Raw genomic sequence first — 15,226 nt, forward strand, 5'->3', positions numbered from 1 at the left:
ATCATCTCACCCGGATCAAATGTCCGCTCTTTTGCATGGCGTCGATCACAGACGCAACATTTTCCTCACACAGCGCGTGCGTGGCCGCCTCGACCATGACGCGCAGCACCGGCTCCGTGCCGCTCTTGCGCACGAGGATGCGTCCCTCGTCGCCGAGCCGCTCGGTGACGGCCTGCTCCGCCGCAACGACCGCGGGGTCATGGAGCGTGGCGTCTTTGTCATCGACCTCCACATTCGTGAGCTGCTGCGGATACTCGCGCACCGGCGCGGCCAGCTCGGAGAGCGTCTTTTTGCGGTCGAGCATGACCTGCATGAGCTTGATGGCCGTCAGCAGTCCGTCGCCAGTATTGGCATATTTGCCGAAAATAATGTGCCCGGACTGTTCGCCGCCGATCAGGTGTCCGTTGGCGCGCATATTCTCTGCGACGTATTTATCACCAACGTCCGTCTTTTCATAGCCGATGCCGGCCTCGTCGAGCGCCTTGTACAGGCCGAGGTTGGACATGACCGTCGTGACCACTTTGGAATTGCCGAAGCGGCCCTCAGTCTGCATATTGCGTGCGCAGACATACAGGATCTTGTCGCCGTTGACGACCGAGCCGTTTTCATCCACGGCCAGGCAGCGGTCGGCGTCGCCGTCAAAGGCAAAGCCCACGTCCAACCGGTTGAGGCGGACATACTTCTGCAGGTTCTCGATGTGCGTCGAGCCGCAGTCCCGGTTGATGTTCGTGCCGTCGGGTTCATTGCCGATGACATACGTGTCCGCGCCGAGCGCGTCGAAGATGTTCTTCGCCATCATCCACGTGCTGCCGTTGGCGCAGTCCAGACCAACCTTCATGCCCTTGTACGAGTGCGTGGACAGGCTGATGAGATAGCCGATGTAGCGGTTGCGGCCGGCGGAATAGTCCTGCGTGCGGCCGATATTCGCGTCCGTGGCAAACGGGATCTCCAGATTGCCGTCGAGATAGTTCTCGATCTCGTCAATGACGCTCTGCTCCATCTTTTCACCGGCGCTGTTGAGCAGCTTGATGCCGTTGTCCGTAAAGGGATTGTGGCTCGCGCTGATCATGATGCCGCAGTCAAAATCATCCGAACGGACGATGTAGGACACGCTCGGCGTCGTCGTCACGTGCATGAGATAGGCGTCTGCGCCCGAGGCCGTCAGGCCGGCGGACAGGGCATTTTCAAACATATAGCTGGATCTGCGGGTATCTTTGCCGATCACGACCGAGCACTTGTGCTCCCGGCCGTAATACCAGCCGAGAAACCGGCCGATCCGGTAGGCGTGCTCCACCGTCAGGCCCACGTTGGCCTCACCGCGGAAGCCGTCTGTGCCGAAATATTTGGACATGGATGCTTCCCTCCGATCAGAATCGCCCGCAAACGCCGCGGGCAACTATTGATTATAACTGCGCAGCAGCGTCCGCGTCAAGATAAACCTCGACATCCGTATGCAGCTGCAGGAACGACGCGGGGATAAACGTTTCCGGACGGCCCGTAAGCGTGGCGTTGGCCGCCTTCGCGCAGCGCGCGCCAAAGCCGACGAGCAGGATCTTTTTCGCGCCCAGGATCGTGTGGATGCCGATCGTGATGCCGTGCTCCGGCGTCTGCTCGAGCGTGCCGAAGTCCGCGGCGATGGCCTCGCGCGTCACCTCCGCGAGCTTGGCAATGTGCGTTTTCTCGCCAAATCCCGCGCCCGGCTCATTGAACGCAACGTGGCCGCGCTCACCCAGACCGAGGATCACCAGATCGAGCCCCCCGGCTGCCTGAATGGCGGCGTCGTAGTCCGCCGCGTGCTCGGCATCCGCGTCCGGGTCCGGGGCGTGCACGGCCGCAAACGGCTTTGCCGCCGTGAGCGGCGAAAACGCCGTGCCGACCGCGTGCGCGCCCTTGCCGGCCGCGCCGCAGTATTCGCACGCCTGAAAGAGCGTCGCCCTGTCAAAGGCAATGTCGCTGGCAGCGAGCGCATCGAGTACTTCCGCCGGCAGATCCACCGCCGAAATGGCGATGTTCGCCTCCGGCTTGCTTGCGAGCACGGCCGCGACCTGTGCCGTCAGCTCTTTTGCAACATCTGCTTTCGTTCCGATGATCGTTTTCATGTCTTGTGACCTCCTATACCATCATCGTGGCCGCGCTCAGAGCGTGACCGTACCGTCAAACACAAAGGCTGCAGGGCCGGTCATATACAGCAGATCCTGCGTCCGATCCCATGCGATGTGCAGCGTGCCGCCGCGCAGGATCACATCCGCCTCGTCGCCGCACTTGCCCAGCCGCGCCGTGACGGCCAGCGCCGCCGTCGAACCCGTGCCGCAGGCGAGCGTCTCGCCGCTGCCGCGCTCCCACACGCGCACGCGCAGCGTGTGATCGTCCACGACCTCGACAAACTCGATATTTGCCCGCGCCGGGAACATCTTATGGTTTTCAAACGCGGGACCGATGCGCGGAAAATCCAGCGCCATGGCATCGTCCACGTAAGTGACGCAGTGCGGATTGCCGGTGTTCACGGACGAAACGATCCACGTCTCGCCCAGCACATCGATCGGCTGCTCGAGGAAGGTCTCCCCCGCCGCCGCGACCGGGATCTTCTCCGGCCGGAACTCCGGGCTGCCCATGCACACACGCACGGTCTCGACCGCGCCGTCGGCCACGTTCAGCCAGAGCGTCTTGATGCCGGCGCGCGTCTCGATCGTGAGCTCGGTCTTGTCGGTCAGACCGCGGTCGTAGACAAATTTGCCCACGCAGCGAATGGCGTTGCCGCACATTTCCGAGCGCGAACCGTCGGCATTGTACATCTCCATGCAAAAATCCGCGACGTTCGACGGGCAGATGAGCACCAGACCGTCCCCGCCGACGCCGAAGTGGCGGTCGGACAGGCGGATGGCCGCGGCCGAAGGATCGGCCACTGTCTCGGTGAAGCAGTTGACATAGATATAGTCATTGCCGCAGCCCTGCATTTTTGTAAACTTCGTTTTGGACACCTCCTACGCGGGTATGAACCCGCACGAATCGGAAAAACTAAACCAATCTGGAAAGGTGGTAATCTCATGGCGATCATTCTCATCCGGACACTGATCATTTTTCTTGCGCTCATCGTGGCCATGCGCCTCATGGGCAAGCGGCAGCTCGGCGAGCTGGAACTGTCCGAGCTGGTGGTGGCCGTGCTCATCGCGGACATCGCGTCCATTCCACTGCAAAACCCTTCCCTGCCGCTGAGCTACGGGCTCATTCCGCTGCTGGTGCTGTTTTGCTGCGAGCTGATCTTCTCCGGCCTGACGTACAAGAGCATTCACCTGCGCAAGCTGCTCTACGGCCGGCCGAACTTCATCATCGAGCGCGGCCGCATCGCCCAGCAGGCCATGCACCGCAACCGCTTCACGCTCGACGAGCTGACGCAGGAGCTGCGCAATCAGGGCATTCTCGACATTGCGAGCGTGGAATACGCCGTGCTCGAAACCAACGGCCAGCTCAACATCATCCTCGCCCCGGCACAGCAGCCGGTCACGGCCGAGCAGATGCACATGGAAACCGAGGACACCGGCTATTTTTCCATCCTCATCAACAACGGCCGCATCCTGCGCGACAATCTCAAACGCATGGGGCGCGATGAGCGCTGGCTGCAAAAGCAGGTGCAGCAGCGCGGCGCACAGTGCATTGCGGACGTCTACCTGCTGATGATGAACGACGCCGGACAGGTCTACTTTGCGGCAAAGGAGCTCGGATGAAAAAGGAACTGTTTGCAGGTGTGCTGCTGCTCGTGCTCATCGGCCTGTGCGCGTGGAATCTCCGGTATCTGTCCCGGATGTGCACGCAGCTCGACGAGGCCGCGGCGCAGGCGGAGGCAAGCTGCGCTGCCGGAGACCCGGCGCGCGCGAGCGAGACGCTGCGCGCGGCGTCTGCGCGCTGGAGCGAAGCCGAGGACTATGCCCACTGTATGCTCCCGCACGAGAGCACAGACGCCGTGACGGAGGGCTTCCGCCGGGCGATCCGCACGGCGGAGACCGGCGATCCGTCCGCCGCGGCGGACATCGCCCTTCTGCGCGTGCGCATTCAGGGGCTCGCCGACGGGGAGCGCATCACGCTCGGCAACATTTTTTAGCCGCGGTCGTTGAGGAGCTTCGTCAGCTCCTGCATGAACGTATCAATGTCCTTGAACTGGCGGTAGACCGAGGCAAAGCGCACATAGGCGACCTCGTCCACGTCCTTGAGACGCTTCATGACCATCTCGCCGACCTGCTCGGTCGTGATCTCGCGCTCAAGCGCGCTCTGCAGCTCCTGCTCGATCTCGTCAGCGATCTTTTCGAGCACCGGCAGCGGCACCTTGCGCTTGTCGCAGGCGCGCACCATGCCGTTGATGAGCTTGCTCTTGTCAAAGCTCTGGCGGCTGCCGTCGCGCTTGATGACAACGAGCGGGAGCGTCTCGATGATCTCATAGGTCGTAAAGCGTTTCTGGCACGCAAGGCACTCGCGGCGGCGGCGGATGGTCGCGCCCTCCTCGGCCGGACGGGAATCAATGACCTTGCTCTCGGCAAAGCCGCAAAACGGACATTTCATATGTGGATCCTCCATATATCTGGTTTCCGATTACTTTACATAATTCCGTACAGTACTATACCACAGGCCCGGCGCATTTGCACGAAAAATTTCGCCGTATCTGGTGTTTTCTCCCCCGGATACGGCGATTTTCAGCTATTTGCACAGATTCCGAAACGCCTCGCGCGTCATGAGCGCGTTGAGCACCTCGAGCAATGCGTTCGTGCTCAGACGCTCCGGCAGATTGAGCTGCTCAAGCAGCCGCTGCCGGGCAGCCCGGCTGTCCGCCCCGCCGGTGAGTCCGGCGGCGTAGAGGTCGGCCTTCGTGATGCGCGCGCCCGGCAGCGGCGCGTCCTCGCCCTCGATGGTCGCGCCCGCGCGGCGCAGCGCCTCGAGCAGCACCTCCGGCCGCATGCCCTCCACGCCGAGCTTGCCCTCTTTCGAGGCGGTACGCTTGCGCCGCTCCTTGCCGGCTACGTCCGGGATATAGGCATGCTTGACCTGCGCCGGGTCGATCGCTCCGCGCAGATAGTTGCGGATGACAAAGCCCGCCCCGTCACTGTCCGTGAGGACGATGATGCCGCGCGTTTCGGCCAGGCGGCGCAGCAGTGCCAGGCGCTGGCTGTCGTGGAAGATGCCGAAGCCGGACGTCTCGAGAATGGGCGCGTCCACGACCTGCGCGAGCGTGTTTTTGTCATACCGGCCCTCGACGATGATGGCCTCGCGGATGCGGATCATGCCGTGCCTCCCACGGCGATGCGCAGCAGCAGCTCCTTGAGCAGCTCGGCGTCGTCCGCGCCGGTGTTTTTCATGGCAAAGTCTGTCTGCGCGCACAGGCGCACCGCCTCCTCGAGCTGGCGGCCGGAGAATTTCCGGGCCGAGCGCAGGAGATTTTCCGCAATGAAGTCATATGGCAGGCCGAGCAGCGCGCGCAGATCGCCCGTGCCAAGGCCCGCGTGCCGCGCGAGCCGCGCGGCATAAAGCCTGCGCATCTGCTGGCCGATGACGGCGAGCAGGAAGATCGGTGTGTTCGCCTTGTCGGCGAGGAGGTCCGCGAGAATGCGCATGGCGCCGTCATAGTCCTGATCGGCCAGCCGGTCGGTCAGTTCGTAAGCCACCGCCTCCGGCAGCCGGTGCGCCACGGCCAGAATGTCCGCGCGCGTGACCGTGTCGCTCGAAACGTAGGCCGCGATCTTGTCGATCTCCGGGATCATACTGTTCATCAGGCCGCCGGTGAAGAAAATCAGCTGGCGGGCGTCCTCGGGCGAAATGTGCTTCTTGTGCGCGGCAAAGCGTTTGCCGACCCAACGCACAAGCGCGCTCTCCCCCTGGGCGGTGAACTGGATGAGCTCACCGTATTTTTTGAAGGCCTTCGTCGTCTTCAGGCGGCCGTCCGGCTCAAAATCCGTGCTCATCAGAAACACCAGCGTGCAGTAATCCGGCAGGTCGCCGATGACCCGGACGAGCGCCTGCGCCTCTTCCTCGCGGCACTTATTCGTGTCGAATCCACGCACCTCGATGAGCGTGCGCTCGGTCAGAAACGGCACTGCGTCCACCGCGTCCGCCAGCGCCTGAAAGTCGAGCTCCGCCCCGTCAAACCGGTGATAGCTGAAGTCGTCCTCGCCGCCGGGCAGGCAGAGCTTTTTCAGCTCCAGCAGGTACTGCTCGCGCAGGTAATCCTCCCGCCCCCAGAGCAGGTACAGCCGTCCCGGCCCCTGCTCGCGCAGGCTGCGCACCTGTGCGCCGTAGTCGAGCACTTCCGTTTTCTTTTTTCCTTTAGCTTTTGCCATAGCGTTTCCTCACGAGAGATGCACCGTAATGTCGCCCATCTGATCGGTGCGGTAGATCGGTATGTGGTGCGCCTGCAGGCGCTCGAGCGTGTCACTCGTCGGATGACCGTAGCTGTTGTAGCCGACGGAGATGATCGCTGCGTCCGGCGCGATGGCGTCGAGCCATGCGTCACCGGTGGATCTTTTCGAACCGTGGTGGCCGACGAACAGCAGCTCAATGTCGGGATAGGTGCAGGTGCTGAGAAACTTTGCCTCTGCCGTCGTGTCCACGTCGCCGGGCACAAGCGTGTCATAATCGCCGATGGAGGCCAGCACGATCATGCTGCCGTCCTCCTGTCCGGCGCAGGGCTCCGGATACAGGCGCACGGAGATGCCGCCGGCCGCGATCGTCTGTTGCGCGTCCACGCGCACAACGGTCGTATGGTTCGCCTCCGCGAGCGCGAGAATGTCGCTCAGCGGGGCCTGCGTGATATCCGCAGCGGCCGGGATGACCAGTGTGCGCACCGGAAGCCAGTGCATCAGGCGCAGCACGCCGTTGACATGATCGTCGTGCGGGTGCGTGAGCACGAGCAGGTCAAGGCTCCGGTGCCCCTGCGCGAGCAGCTTGCGCGCCGCGAGGTCGCCCGGATCTTCCGCCGTAGAGCGGCCGCCGCAGTCCACTACGGCGCAGGATCGCCCGCTGGAAAACACGATACTCTGCCCCTGACTGACATCGAGCGCCGTCACGGTCGATGTGCGCTGCAGCTGCACGGCATTGACGGTCAGCACCGCGCACAGTGCCAGCACGCTGCACGCAGCGGGGATCCAATAGCGCACCTTACGCCGCCGGGAGAGCAGCCACGCCGCGCCGAACATGGCATACACCAGCACGAGCCACCAGACGACCATGCGGCTGCCGGTGAACAGCACTGCACCCGGAAGTTTTGAGAGCACGTTTGCCACAGCGAGGATATACCGCAGCGGCCACGCCGTCACCCACGCGAGCGCCGTGCCGCCCCATGCCCAGACAAGGCCGAGCAGCGCCGTGAGGTAGCAACCGATGAACGCGGCCGGCAGCAGCCACAGGATGAGCAGGTTCGTGACCGGCGCGATGAGCGAAATGTTGCCGAAATGCAGCGCCGTGAGCGGCACGGTAAACACCATGGCGCCGACGGAGCTCGCCGTTGTGGCACTGAAAAAGGCGCGGATCTTCCGCCGCGGACGCGAGAGCTTCACATCGGCGGGCAGCAGGCGCGCATCGAGCGCGCGGTACAGCGCACCAGAGACACAAAACAGGCCCGCCATGGACGCAAACGAGAGCTGCAGACTGATACTCGCCGCTGCAAATGGATTGGCCGTAAGCAATATGGCCAATGCTGTCAGCAGCGACGTCGGCGGGTCGTTCTCCCGCCCGAGCAGCGGCGCAAAAAGCACCAGCGCCGTCATGAACGCCGCGCGCAGCACCGACGGGCTGCATCCGGCCATGACGACAAACACAACCATCATCGGCAGGCCGATGATGGCCGTCATGCGCCGGTTGCCGGTGAACAGACGCAAAAAGCCCAGCAGAAACGCCAGATGCAAGCCGGAAACCGCGACCGTGTGCATGATACCGGTCGTGCTGAGCGGAATGTCCAGATCCTGCGCGTAGAGCGCGGATTTATCGCCGAGCATGAGCGCCTGCGCAAACGGCAGCACATCCGCCGGGAAGGCGGCCTGCGCGCTCGTTTTGAGCGACTGGGCGACGGTTTTCGGCCAGTAGAGCCAGCTGCGGCTCCAGACGCCGGTGCGCGCAAGCGTTTTGTCCCGCACACTGCCGATGAGGTATATGCCCTTGGTAATGTAGGCGTCCGTCTCCTCCCCGTAGCGCAGCGTGGATGGGCGGAACTTCACGTCCGCCGTGATCTCGTCGCCGGGGCGCAGCGCAGCGGCGTCCGCATCGGAGACGTAGAGCCGCGCCTTGCAGTTGGGCACGTCCGGGCTTGTGAGCAGGGCGGTCAGCCCATAGCTGCGCGCATATGCGACAGGATACTCCGTCACGCGCGCCGTGACCGTCTGCACATCGCCGGAAACGTTCTGCACAGGCGTCAGGCGCAGGGCCGACGCCGCAGCGTACCACCCGAAGCCAATGGCTGCCGACAGCAGCGCGGCCATGACCCTGCGGCGCGTCTGCCCCGGGAGCAGCAGCGTCACGAGCGCAAGCACGACTGCCGCGAGCGCACCGGGCAGCACCCAGCGCGCCGGCAGCAGAAAATGCGCCAGAAAGATCGCAGCCGAAAATCCGCCTGCGCAGTATGCCAGCTTTCGCACGCCCGCTCCCCCCTCTATCTCTGGGGACATTATAAACAAAAACGGCGGCCGGAACAAGTCCCGCCGCCGAATTTCGTTGCCTTTACAGCAGCTTCTCGCCCATCGGCGCGCCGCCGAGGACGTGGAAGTGCAGGTGATGCACGGTCTGGCCAGCATCGTCGCCACAGTTGGAGATGACGCGGTAGCCGCCGGTCAGTCCCTCCTGCGCGGCGAGCTTCGCAATGACCTCAAAGCACTTGGCGACCACAGCGGAGTTTTCCGCCGTGATGGCCGCGACCGAGTCGATGTGCTGCTTCGGGATCACAAGAAAGTGCACCGGCATCTGAGGATTGATGTCGCGGAACGCATAAACATCATCATCGTTGTACAGGCAGGTGGAAGGGATCTCCCCCGCCGCGATCTTACAAAACAGGCAGTCGTTCATAATGAAACCTCCTTACAGTCCCAGCTTTTCCGCCACGAAATCGTCCACGATGGCCAGCGCGTCGTCGATCTTCAGCACCTCGCTGCCGCCGCCCATGGCGGAGTCCGGCTTGCCGCCGCCCTTGCCGCCGGTGACCGCCGACACGGCGCGCACAAGATCGCCCGCGCGGATGCCCCTGGCCACGGCGTTCTTACCGCAGACGGCCACGAACGTGACCTTGCTCTCCGTCGCCGTCGCAAGCACCGCGACCGTGTCCGGATCCTTATCACGCAGGAAGTCGCCGAGCTTGCGCAGGTCGCCGGCCTCGAGGTCGGTGCGCGTCGTCGTGATGACCTTGATGCCGCCGATGTTCTTCGAGGCATAGAGGAAACGGTCGACGTCGCTGTGCAGGATCTTCTCTTTCATGCGCTCAACGTTCTGGCGCGCCTCCTTGAGCTCCGCCGTGAAGCCCTTTGCCTTGGCAATGAGGTCGGCGGGCTTGGCGTGCAGCACCTCGGCCGCCGCGTACATGCGGCGGTTGACGGCCTCCATCTCGCGCAGGTAGGCCTTGCCGGTGATCGCCTCCACGCGGCGCACGCCGGACGCGACCGAGCTCTCGCCCGTGATGCGGAACGGGCCGATCTTGGCGGTGTTGTCCACATGCGTGCCGCCGCAGAGCTCAACGGACTTGCCGCCCATGTTCACCACGCGCACGAGATCGCCGTACTTCTCACTGAAGAGCGCCGTCGCGCCGCTGGCCTTGGCCTGCTCCATCGACATCTCGGACACGGTGACGTCCATGCCGTCAAGGATCCAGTCGCCGACGATCTCATTGACCCGCTCCAGCTCCTCGGGCGTGATGGCCGAGAAATGCGTCAGGTCAAAGCGCAGGCGATCCGGCTCCACGAGCGAGCCCGCCTGATGCACGTGATCGCCCAGCACCTCGCGCAGCGCGGCCTGGAGCAGGTGCGTGGCCGAGTGCGCACGCATGATCGCCTTGCGGCGGTCGGTATCGATGCGCGCCGTGACGGTCTGCTCGACCTGCAGGCGGCCGGAGTGCATCACACCGTGGTGCAGGAATTTGCCGGCCTTGTCCTTCTGGACGTCCGTCACCTGGAAGAGCGCGCCGTCCGTCTCAATGACGCCGTTGTCGGCCACCTGGCCGCCCATCTCGGCATAAAACGGCGTGCAGTCGAGCACGAGCACGCCCTGCTTGCCCTCATCGATCTCCGAACAGACCTCACCGTCGCAGACGATGGCCAGGATCGTGCCCTGATCGACCGTGTGGTCATAGCCGGTGAATTTCGTCGGCGTCGTGTCCAGGCCGAGGTCCACACCGGCCCATGCCAGGTCGCCGAGCGCCTCGCGCGCCTTTCTCGCGCGCACGCGCTGCTGCTCCATCAGCTCCTGGAACGCATCCTCATCCACGGTCATGTCCTGCTCCTGCACCATCTCGCGGGTCAGGTCGATTGGGAAGCCGTAGGTGTCATAGAGCTTGAACGCATCCGCGCCGGAGAACACCCGCTCGCCCTTGGCCTGATGCTCGGCGAGCAGGTCGGAGAAGATGTGCATGCCAGCGTCGATGGTCTTGGCGAAGTTCTCCTCCTCGTTGCGGATGACGCGGGTGATATACGCCTGCTTCTCGCGCAGCTCGGGGTACTGGCACTCGTTTTCGTGCACGACCATATCCACGACCTGATACAGGAACGGTTCGTTGACGCCGAGGAGCTTGCCGTGGCGCGCCGCACGGCGCAGCAGACGGCGCAGCACGTAGCCGCGGCCCTCGTTCGACGGCAGGATACCGTCCGAGATCATCATGACGGAGGCGCGGATATGGTCGGTGATGACGCGCAGGGACACGTCGGTCTGGTGGCTGTCACCATAGTGCGCGCCGGTGATCTCGCTGACCTTGTGGGTGATGTTCATGACGGTATCGACGTCGAAGAGCGAATCCACGCCCTGGCAGACAACGGCCAGACGCTCAAGGCCCATGCCGGTGTCAATGTTTTTCTGAACGAGATCGGAGTAGTTGCCGTTGCCGTCGTTGTCAAACTGGGAAAAGACGTTGTTCCAGACCTCCATATAGCGGTCGCAGTCGCAGCCGGGCGCGCAGTCCGGCTTGCCGCAGCCGTAGGCTTCGCCGCGGTCAAAATAGATCTCCGAGCAGGGGCCGCACGGGCCGGAGCCATGCTCCCAGAAGTTATCGTCCTTGCCGAGGCGGGTGATGCGGCTCTCGGGGATGCCGATCTCGTCGCGCCAGATGTTGAACGCCTCGTCGTCCTTTTCATACACGGACGGGTACAGCCGCTCGGGGTCGAGACCGACCCAGTCCGGGCTCGTCAGAAACTCCCACGACCAGGCGATGGCTTCATGCTTGAAGTAGTCGCCGAAGGAGAAGTTGCCGAGCATCTCAAAATACGTGCCGTGGCGCGCGGTCTTGCCGATGTTCTCGATATCGCCGGTGCGGATGCACTTCTGGCAGGTGCAGACACGGTGGCGCGGCGGCTCCTTGTCTCCCTTGAAGTAGGGCTTCATCGGCGCCATGCCGGAGTTGATGAGCAGCAGGCTTGCGTCATCCTGCGGGATGAGCGAGAAGCTCGGCAGACGCAGGTGTCCCTTCGTCTCGAAAAAGCGCAGGAACATTTCGCGCAGTTCATTCAGACCATATGGTTTCATAATCATCTATCCTCCAAATCAAATTCTCTTGCTTCACTCTTTTTGCAGCCGCTCGGAAAGGCTGGGCGCGTCCGCGCGGTAAAACTCCAGCTTGCCGCAGCGCCTGCAGGCATAGATATCGACCTCCAGCGCACCGGAAAAGAGGTTGGACAAGTGGCCGGTCAAAAGGCCGTATTGCCCGAGCTGCAGGGATTCCTGCCCCAGATGCTCCATCTCGCCATGACAACGCAGACAGTCCATAACACGTCTCCTTTCAAAAAAAGATGCCTCCGCCCCATGGACAGGGGCGAAGGCATTCGAGCATTCACGGTACCACCCTGATTGCCGCTCACGCGGCGTCTCAAGTCGTCCTTAACGCGGACAGACGTCCCGGTCGTCCCGGGCCGCTCCGGAGCGGCCGCCATGCTGCCGGCCGAAGGGCTTCCACCGTCCCCTTCTCTCTGCTGACCGGGTGCTGCACAGTTCTTCTCCATCCAAGCGTTCTGTTCTGGATTTTTATATTTTACCACATTCGAGCCGAATGTCAACCGTTTCGGCGGGTAATTTCCGCCGCACGAGCGACAGCGGCGCAGCCCTGCACGGCAGCGGCATGGTAAAGCGCTGCATCGGGTGCGGCACGCTCTCGAGTGGAAGGCCATCGGCATCGCACAGATCCTGCGCCGTGAAGGTCACGGGCGGTGCGGCGTTCGTGACGAGCTCGAGCGTATCGCCGACGGAAAACTTGTTGCGCTGCGTCAGCACGGCGCGCCCGTCGGGCGCGGTGCCCTCCACGACGGCGCAGACCTCCGCACCGGCAAAGTAGGCGGAGTTTTCCGTGTACTGCCCCGGCTGGCCGAAGTAGAACCCGGTACTGTACGGCCGGTGGCTGATCTGCAGCACCTCGCGCTGCCAGACCGGGTCGAGCGGCCGCCCGGCGACGGCATCGTCGAGCGCGTGGCGGTAGGCATTCGTGACCGCGCCGACATAATAGGCGCTCTTGGTGCGCCCCTCGATCTTCAGGCTCGTAATGCCGGCCGCCAGCAGCTCCGGCAGGTGATCGATCATGCACATGTCGCGGGAGTTGAAGATGTACGTCCCGCGCGCGTCCTCCGTGATGTCAAACACCTGGCCGGGGCGCTTGGACTCCGTGAGGCCGTACTTCCAGCGGCAGGGCTGGGCGCAGCGGCCGCGGTTGGCATCGCGCCCGGTGAGGTAGTTTGACAGCAGGCAGCGGCCGGAAAACGACACGCACATTGCCCCGTGCACGAATGCCTCGAGCTCCAGCTCAGGCGGTGTGTGGGCGCGGATGGCAGCGATCTCGGCGAGCGACAGCTCACGCGCGAGCACGACCCGCTGCGCGCCGAGATCATACAGCGCCGCCGCAGCCGCCGAATTGACCACGCCGAACTGCGTGCTCACGTGCAGCGCGACGTGCGGCGCATAGCGCTTTGCGAGCGTGATCACGCCAAGATCGGCCGCGATGATCGCATCCACGCCAGCGTCGTCGAGCAGCTCCAGATACGCCGGCAACTGCGCCATCTCGTCATCGCGCGGCAGAGTGTTGCACGTCACGTGCACGGCGGCGCCCTGCACGTGCGCAAGCTGCACGGCCGCGCGGATGCCGTCCGGCGTGAAATTTTCCGCCCCGGCGCGCATGCCGAACTGCGCACCGGCCAGATATACTGCGTCTGCACCGAAATGGAGCGCCATTTGCAGGCGCTCCAGATCTCCGGCAGGGCATAACAATTCCGGTTTGTTCATATTCGTCCCCGCTTATTGTGAATAACTCTGTTTGGCCACGAACGCCTGGAACTCGCCATAGTTCGTGAAGAACTTGTGCGTACCGGACTCGGCGTCGAGCGCGTAGTACAGCGCCTGCGTGCTTGCCGGCGAGAGCGCCGCCTTGATGGACGCAAGGCCGGGGTTTGCAATCGGCGTGGGCGGCAGGCCCTTGTTCTGATAGGTGTTGTACGGGCTGTCGATCTTCGTATCCTCCACGGTGAGCACATCCTTGTGCTCCGGCAGGACGTACATGATCGTCGAGTCGATCTGCAGCGGCATGCCGGCCTCGATACGGTTATAGATGACGGCGGCGATCATGGCGCGCTCATCGTCGTTGGCCGCTTCCTTTTCGATCATGGACGCGACCGTGACGACCTCCTGCATGGTCATGCCGCGCTCGTCCGCCTTTTCGAGCATCTCGGCCGTGATGCGGTCGTGGAAGTTCTCCAGGAACTTATTGATGGCGCTCGATGCCTGCATGCCCTGATAGAACTCATACGTGTCCGGGAACAGGAAGCCCTCGAGGCGCTTGGCGTCGCCCTGCATGCTCTGGTCGATGAACGAGTAGTTGTAGGAATAATTGGCCGCCGCGTCCATAAGGTCGTCATACGAACAGACGTTTTCATCCTCGAGCTTGCGGAAGATCTGCTCCATCGTATAACCCTCGGGGATGGTGACCTTGGTCGTGACCATAGCGCCGGAGCCGACCTGCATCTTCTTGACGAGCGCGCGGTAATCATAGTTCGTGCTCAGCTCATACGTGCCGGGGTCAATCTTCGTTTTCGCGTGCGAAACACTGCAGTAAAGCTCGAAGAGGCCCTTATACTTGATGATACCGGCATCCTTGAGCTGCTTTGCCACGTAGCCCACGCTCACCTGATGGCCGGAGCGCTCCTTGGCATTGCCGTCGGCGTCCGTGTACGAAATGGTGACGTCCTTGAACTCGGACTTATCGAGCGTGACCGTCGCCGTGACCGGCTCTTTGTTGAGCGCGAGTACGTCCGACGCCGCCATCCAGCCGACGCAGGCGAGAATGATGCTGATGCTGACGACAAAGGCAAAATAGATCAGGCCGCCGAGGCAGCCGCTGCGGCCGGCGCGGCGCGGCGCTTCCGGCTCTGCCGGGCGCGCAGCGCGCTCGACAGGCGCTGCCTGTACCTCCGTTTCCGGCGCTGGGCGCGGGGCCGGCTGTGGGCGCGCGGCAGGCGTCTGCTCCGTATGGGGGTGAGCCGGCCGCTGCTGCCGCGGCTGTTCGGCGCGCGGCGTCTGCGCCTGGGCCGGGCGGGGCTGTGCATGCGGCTGCACGGGATGGGGACGCGCGGAGCGCTGCCCCTCCGGGCGCACCGGATGCGGCTGGGCCGGACGCGCGGAGCGCTGTCCTTCCGGGCGCACCGGATGCGGCTGTGCCGGGCGCGCGGGGCGCTGCCCCTCCGGACGTGCCGGACGCGGCTGGGCCGGGTGCGCGGAGTGCTGTCCCTCCGAACGTACCGGGCGCGGCTGGGCCGGATGTGCGGGGCGCTGCCCCTCCGGCTGTGCCGGACGGCGGCGGGCCGGCTGCGCGGCTGCCGAACGCTGCGGGCGGGACGAATCCTGCTCGTCGCGGAACAGCTCATCAAAGTTCTTAAAGTGATCAGACATGGTTCGGTCTCCCTGTCAACATGGAATTCGTTCCTGCCGCCCACACGGCGCAGGAACCCCCATGCCCCGAGGGGCATAAGATAAGGCGACGGACGGAAACGGCGCCGTTTCTCCGGTCACGCCGGAAAACATTGCGCCA

14 protein-coding genes are annotated in these 15,226 nt (G+C 63.7%); 2 read left to right on the plus strand and 12 right to left on the minus strand.

Annotated features, from left to right (window positions below):
- Position 1 precedes the first annotated feature (1 nt).
- The 3 genes from glmM to dapF are packed head-to-tail and all read right to left on the minus strand — an operon-like array spanning position 2 to position 2,954.
- A complete protein-coding gene (glmM, locus tag OGM61_08565; GenBank protein ID UYI83905.1) occupies positions 2 to 1,351 on the minus strand; it encodes a phosphoglucosamine mutase in 1,350 nt (449 codons plus the stop codon).
- A 52-nt stretch (positions 1,352 to 1,403) separates the two neighbouring features.
- A complete protein-coding gene (locus tag OGM61_08570; GenBank protein UYI83906.1) occupies positions 1,404 to 2,099 on the minus strand; it encodes a 6-phosphogluconolactonase in 696 nt (231 codons plus the stop codon).
- Between the two features lie 36 nt (positions 2,100 to 2,135).
- A complete protein-coding gene (dapF, locus tag OGM61_08575; protein ID UYI85579.1) occupies positions 2,136 to 2,954 on the minus strand; it encodes a diaminopimelate epimerase in 819 nt (272 codons plus the stop codon).
- Positions 2,955 to 3,044: 90 nt separating this feature from the next.
- Here dapF and OGM61_08580 point away from each other — a divergent pair, with 90 nt between their 5' ends.
- Together OGM61_08580 and OGM61_08585 are read left to right on the plus strand one after the other, a co-directional pair.
- Entirely contained in the window at positions 3,045 to 3,722 is a 678-nt protein-coding gene (locus OGM61_08580) for a DUF421 domain-containing protein (protein ID UYI83907.1), read from the plus strand.
- Entirely contained in the window at positions 3,719 to 4,096 is a 378-nt protein-coding gene (locus OGM61_08585) for a DUF4363 family protein (GenBank protein UYI83908.1), read from the plus strand. The genes OGM61_08580 and OGM61_08585 overlap by 4 nt, the downstream gene beginning before the upstream one ends.
- Here the strand turns inward: OGM61_08585 and nrdR are convergent.
- The 9 genes from nrdR to mltG all read right to left on the minus strand — a co-directional run bounded on the left by nrdR (position 4,093) and on the right by mltG (position 15,087).
- On the minus strand, positions 4,093 to 4,551 hold the full coding sequence (gene nrdR, locus OGM61_08590; GenBank protein UYI83909.1) for a transcriptional regulator NrdR: 459 nt from the start codon (positions 4,549 to 4,551) through the stop codon (positions 4,093 to 4,095). The two genes, OGM61_08585 and nrdR, sit on opposite strands and share 4 nt — an antisense overlap.
- Before the next feature lie 135 nt (positions 4,552 to 4,686).
- On the minus strand, positions 4,687 to 5,268 hold the full coding sequence (locus OGM61_08595) for a DUF4093 domain-containing protein (protein UYI83910.1): 582 nt from the start codon (positions 5,266 to 5,268) through the stop codon (positions 4,687 to 4,689).
- Positions 5,265 to 6,320 (minus strand): DNA polymerase III subunit delta, encoded by a 1,056-nt coding sequence (holA, locus tag OGM61_08600; GenBank protein ID UYI83911.1) that lies wholly within the window; start codon positions 6,318 to 6,320, stop codon positions 5,265 to 5,267. Before holA ends, OGM61_08595 begins: the two co-directional genes overlap by 4 nt.
- Before the next feature lie 9 nt (positions 6,321 to 6,329).
- Positions 6,330 to 8,609 (minus strand): ComEC/Rec2 family competence protein, encoded by a 2,280-nt coding sequence (locus tag OGM61_08605; GenBank protein UYI83912.1) that lies wholly within the window; start codon positions 8,607 to 8,609, stop codon positions 6,330 to 6,332.
- An 82-nt stretch (positions 8,610 to 8,691) separates the two neighbouring features.
- Positions 8,692 to 9,033 carry a histidine triad nucleotide-binding protein gene (locus OGM61_08610; protein ID UYI83913.1) on the minus strand — a complete coding sequence of 114 codons (342 nt, stop codon included), beginning with the start codon at positions 9,031 to 9,033 and terminating at the stop codon, positions 8,692 to 8,694.
- A gap of 12 nt (positions 9,034 to 9,045) precedes the next feature.
- Positions 9,046 to 11,688: an alanine--tRNA ligase gene (gene alaS, locus OGM61_08615; GenBank protein UYI83914.1), complete on the minus strand. Its 2,643-nt coding sequence runs from the start codon at positions 11,686 to 11,688 to the stop codon at positions 9,046 to 9,048.
- A 33-nt stretch (positions 11,689 to 11,721) separates the two neighbouring features.
- Positions 11,722 to 11,928, minus strand: coding sequence for a hypothetical protein (locus tag OGM61_08620; protein ID UYI83915.1), 207 nt, complete (start codon positions 11,926 to 11,928; stop codon positions 11,722 to 11,724).
- A gap of 255 nt (positions 11,929 to 12,183) precedes the next feature.
- Positions 12,184 to 13,377, minus strand: coding sequence for a U32 family peptidase (locus OGM61_08625; GenBank protein ID UYI83916.1), 1,194 nt, complete (start codon positions 13,375 to 13,377; stop codon positions 12,184 to 12,186).
- Between the two features lie 63 nt (positions 13,378 to 13,440).
- Positions 13,441 to 15,087 carry an endolytic transglycosylase MltG gene (mltG, locus tag OGM61_08630; protein ID UYI83917.1) on the minus strand — a complete coding sequence of 549 codons (1,647 nt, stop codon included), beginning with the start codon at positions 15,085 to 15,087 and terminating at the stop codon, positions 13,441 to 13,443.
- Between the last annotated feature and the right edge of the window lie 139 nt (positions 15,088 to 15,226).

It is taken from the genome of Clostridiales bacterium (assembly GCA_025757645.1).
In the GTDB taxonomy this organism is placed as follows: domain Bacteria; phylum Bacillota; class Clostridia; order Oscillospirales; family Oscillospiraceae; genus CAG-103.